Source organism: Amnimonas aquatica (assembly GCF_002943415.1).
GTDB classification, from domain to species: domain Bacteria; phylum Pseudomonadota; class Gammaproteobacteria; order Pseudomonadales; family Moraxellaceae; genus Perlucidibaca; species Perlucidibaca aquatica_A.
Map to the genome: position 1 here is coordinate 1 of NZ_PTQZ01000151.1, position 4,536 is coordinate 4,536.

A 4,536-nucleotide genomic window follows, 5' to 3' on the forward strand; every position below is an offset into this window, starting at 1 on the left:
CGCCCACCGCCGGCCCCAGGATGATGGCCGACTGCATGGCCGCGCTGGAGGCGCTGATCGCCCGCGGCAGCGCCTGCGGCGTCACCAGCGAGGGCAGCAGGGCCGACAGCGTCGGCGCCGAGAAGGCCTTGCCGACACCGAGCAGGAACACGCCGGCGAAGATCAGCTCGACCGTCAGCCAGCCCTGGAAGCTGCCCAGCGCCAGCGCCGCCGCCACCACCGCCTCCAGCAGATGCCCCGCCTGCACGATGCGGCGGCGGTCGAAGCGGTCGGCCATCTGCCCCACCACCAGCACCAGCAGCACCGCCGGCAGGAAGCCGGCGAGACCGACATAGCCCAGCGCCAGGGCGCTGCCGGTGAGGTCGTAGACCTGCCAGCCGACCGCCACCGCCAGCATCTGGAACGCCATCATGGAACAGATGCGCACGAACCAGTAGCGGGCGAAATCGGTGTTGATGAAGAACGCGGGCAATGCGAAACCTGTGGCGGTCATGAAGGAGTCCGGCAGCACGGAGAACACGCGAGCATACGCCTGCCCGCTGGCCGGAAACAGCATCCGCCGGGCAACACACTGTTGCAATCCGCCTTGGGTATCGGTTCCGCCGGAAAGATGCCGCGCGCCGCCCGGGAACGGACGGCGCGGGCAGGATCAGTCTTCCTCGACCACGTCGACGATGCGCATGCTCGGGTCGAGCTGCAGTCGCGCCGCCGCCACCACCGCCTGCGTGCGGTTGGTCGCGCCCAGCTTCTTCAGGATGGCCGTCATGTGCGCCTTGATGGTGGCCTCGGACACGCCCAGCTCGTAGGCGATCTGCTTGTTGAGCAGGCCGTCGGCCAGCATCATGAGCACGCGGAACTGCTGCGGCGTGAGGTCGCGCACGCGCCGCGCGATATCGGCCTCGTCCGGCGCCAGGTGCGCCGGCTGGGCGCTGGCGGCGCTGGCCGGCAGCCAGACCTCGCCGTCCAGCACGAGCTGGATCGCCCGCGCCATGTCATCGAGCGAGGACGACTTGGGAATGTAGCCGCTGGCGCCATGGGCGACCGCCCGCTTCATAACGCCGGGCTCCTCGTTGCCGGACACCACGATCACCGGCAGCGACGGATAGCGCGAGCGCACGTGCACCAGGCCGGAGAAGCCGGAAGCGCCCGGCATGTGCAGGTCGAGCAGCAGCAGGTCGGGCTCCTCGATGCGCTCCAGCACCGCCTGCAGCGAGGCCGTGCTGTCGGCCTCGGTGATCCCGGCCTGGGGGAACAGGCTGGCCACGGCACGCTTGAGCGCGTCGCGGAAAAGCGGATGGTCATCGGCGATCACGAAATTCATGCACATCCCCTCTTCATGGACAAACGGCCCGAGAGCGCGGAGCTGTCGGGCCGTCTGCGAGTCTACCGCGTCGGCGCGGCGTGATCAGCCGGCCTTGCGACCGTTGATCAGGTTGTCGACCACCGACGGATCGGCCAGTGTCGAGGTGTCGCCGAGACCGTCGAACTCGTAGGCCGCGATCTTGCGCAGGATGCGGCGCATGATCTTGCCGGAGCGCGTCTTCGGCAGGCCGGGCGCCCACTGGATGGCATCCGGCGCGGCGATCGGACCGATCTCGCGGCGGACATGCGCCACCAGCGCCTTGCGCAGCTCGTCGCTGGGCTCCACGCCTGCCTGCAGGGTCACGTAGGCGTAGATGCCCTGGCCCTTGATGTCGTGCGGGAAGCCGACCACGGCGGACTCGGCCACGGCATCGTGCGAGACCAGCGCGCTCTCGACTTCGGCGGTGCCCATGCGGTGACCGGACACGTTCAGCACGTCATCGACGCGGCCGGTGATCCAGTAGTAGCCGTCGGCGTCGCGCTTGGCGCCGTCACCGGTGGTGTAGACGCCAGCGAAGGTCTTGAAGTAGGTGTCGATGAAGCGCTGGTGGTCGCCGTAGACCGTGCGCATCTGGCCCGGCCAGGAATCGGAGATCACCAGATTGCCTTCCGCCACGCCTTCCAGCAGCGTGCCGTCGTTGTCGAGGATCGCCGGACGCACACCGAAGTACGGGCGCGTCGCCGAACCCGGCTTGAGCGCGGTGGCGCCCGGCAGCGGGGTGATCAGGATGCCGCCGGTCTCGGTCTGCCACCAGGTGTCGACGATCGGGCAGCGGTGATCGCCGACCACGCGGTGGTACCACTCCCAGGCTTCCGGGTTGATCGGCTCGCCGACCGAGCCGAGCAGGCGCAGCGAGGTGCGCTTGCTTTCCAGCGTCGGCGCGTCGCCCTCGCGCATGATGGCGCGGATCGCCGTCGGCGCGGTGTAGAGGATGCTGACCTGGTGCTTGTCGACGACCTTGCCGATGCGGCCCCAGTCCGGGTACTGCGGCACGCCCTCGAACATCAGCGTGGTGGTGCCGTTCGACAGCGGTCCGTAGAGCAGGTAGCTGTGGCCGGTGACCCAGCCCACGTCGGCGGTGCACCAGTACACGTCATCTTCGCGGATGTCGAAAATGTTGGCGAAGGTGCTGGTGGCGTAAACGAGGTAGCCGCCGGTGGTGTGCAGCACGCCCTTGGGCTTGCCGGTGGAACCGGATGTGTAGAGGATGAACAGCGGATCTTCCGCGTTCATGGCCTCGGCCTGGTGCTCGGCCGACTCGCCGGCCATGAGGTCGTGGTACCAGTGGTCGCGGCTGCCGTCCCAGTTCACCGAACCGCCGGTGCGGCGCACCACGATCACGGTCTTGACGCCGGCGCCGCCGGGGGTGCGGATGGCGTTGTCGACGTTGGCCTTCAGCGGCACGCTCTTGCCGCCGCGCAGGCCCTCGTCGGCGGTGATCACCACGGTCGATTCGCAGTCTTCGATGCGGCCGGCCAGCGAGTCCGGCGAGAAGCCGCCGAACACCACCGAGTGCACGGCGCCGATGCGGGTGCAGGCCAGCATGGCCACCGCCGCTTCCGGAATCATCGGCATGTAGATGGTGACGCGCTCGCCCTTCTTCACGCCCTTGCGCAGCAGCACGTTGGCGAAGCGGCAGACATCCGCGTGCAGCTCGCGGAAGGTGATGTGACGGCTCTGGTCCGGGCTGTCGCCCTCCCAGATGATGGCGGTCTTGTCGCCGCGCTCGGCCAGGTGGCGGTCGAGACAGTTGGCCGACACGTTGAGCTGGCCGTCCTCGAACCAGCGGATGTGCAGGTCATCGGCGTTGAAGGAGACATCCTTCACCTTGGTGAACGGCTTGATCCAGTCGACGATGCGGCCTTCCTCGGCCCAGAAGGCGTCCGGATCCTGCACCGACTGCGCGTAGCGGCGCTCGTAGTCTTCCGGGCTGTTGCGAGTGCCTGCCGCGCTGTAGTGCGCGGGCACGTCGTAGATCTTGGCTTCACTCATGATTGGCAGGCTCCCTCGTGGATTCTTGCTCTTATGTGGTTCGAAATCCCTGCGGACGACAGTCCCGCGGACAGGGTTCTCGCAATGCCGTCGAGTATGCCTCCGGGCAGACAGCGACAGCATTAGCCATTCGTCGCAGCGGGTTATTTCACAGACATCCCACCAAGGTCTTAGAGACCATGGCCCAATGGATGAGGCCCGTTTTCCGGCGTCAGATCGGCGTCACAAACAATAACGCCGGAGAATAAAAACATGAACCGCGCATCCCGACTGTTCAGGCTCGCCCCGCTGGCCCTCGCCCTTGCCCCCATGATCGTCCAGGCCGCTCCGCAGACCACGGACACGGCCAGCGAACTCGCCTTCCTCAAGCAACGCATAGAGCAGCTCGAAGCCAGGCTGCAGGCCCAGGCCGAAAGCCAGGCGCAGACGCAATCGACCCTGCAGAGCGTCTCCACCCAGGTCGCCAGCCAGACCGCACGCAGCGAAGCCGCGGCCAGGACCAGCCTGGGCGACACCAAGGTCAGCATCAGCGGCTACGTCAAGCTCGACACCATGATGAGCCGCTATTCCGATGGCGAGGTCGCCAGCGGCAGCACCGGCCGCGACTTCTACGTGCCCGGCGCCACCCCGGTCTCCGATGGCAGCGGCCGCAGCAGCCAGGTCTACGACATGCACGCCAAGCAGACCCGCCTGATCCTCAAGACCGAGACGCCGGGCGGCGCCGCCGGGCCGGTGCGCAGCCACATCGAGCTGGACTTCCAGAGTCCGGCGCGCGGTACCGAGCGCGTCACCAACAACTACGACCCGGGCCTGCGCCACGCCTTCCTGACCTACGGCAACTGGCTCTTCGGCCAGACCTGGACCACCTTCCAGGACCTCGGCGCGCTGCCGGAGACCGTGGACTTCGTGGGCGCCGCCGACGGCACCGTGTTCGCGCGCCAGCCGCAGATCCGCTACAGCACCGGCAACTGGCAGTTCGCCGCCGAGAACGCGCAGACCGCGGTGACCTCGACCGCGGCAGCCATCACCGACACCGGCGACAACCGCCTGCCCGACCTGGTCGCGCGCTACACCTGGAAAGGCGATTTCGGTCACCTGTCGATCGCTGCGCTGGCGCGACAGCTGAAGACCTCCGACACCGCCGTCAGCGATACCACCGAAGGCTTCGGCGTCAGCCTCTC

At 67.8% G+C, this 4,536-nt stretch carries 4 protein-coding genes; 1 reads left to right on the top strand and 3 read right to left on the bottom strand.

What is annotated here, in order from left to right; genetic code table 11:
* The 3 genes from C5O18_RS06755 to acs form a co-directional block, all read right to left on the bottom strand.
* Positions 1 to 493, bottom strand: a 493-nt coding sequence (locus C5O18_RS06755; protein WP_158249291.1) for an MFS transporter, incomplete at its 3' end; no start/stop codon positions are given.
* Positions 494 to 649: 156 nt separating this feature from the next.
* Positions 650 to 1,321, bottom strand: a complete 672-nt coding sequence (locus tag C5O18_RS06760) for a response regulator transcription factor (protein ID WP_105192627.1) — start codon at positions 1,319 to 1,321, stop codon at positions 650 to 652.
* An 84-nt stretch (positions 1,322 to 1,405) separates the two neighbouring features.
* Entirely contained in the window at positions 1,406 to 3,355 is a 1,950-nt protein-coding gene (acs, locus tag C5O18_RS06765; protein ID WP_105192625.1) for an acetate--CoA ligase, read from the bottom strand.
* 252 nt (positions 3,356 to 3,607) lie between these two features.
* Between acs and C5O18_RS06770 the strand changes: the two genes are divergently transcribed.
* On the top strand, positions 3,608 to 4,536 hold a 929-nt coding region (locus C5O18_RS06770; RefSeq protein WP_146089252.1), incomplete at its 3' end, for a DcaP family trimeric outer membrane transporter.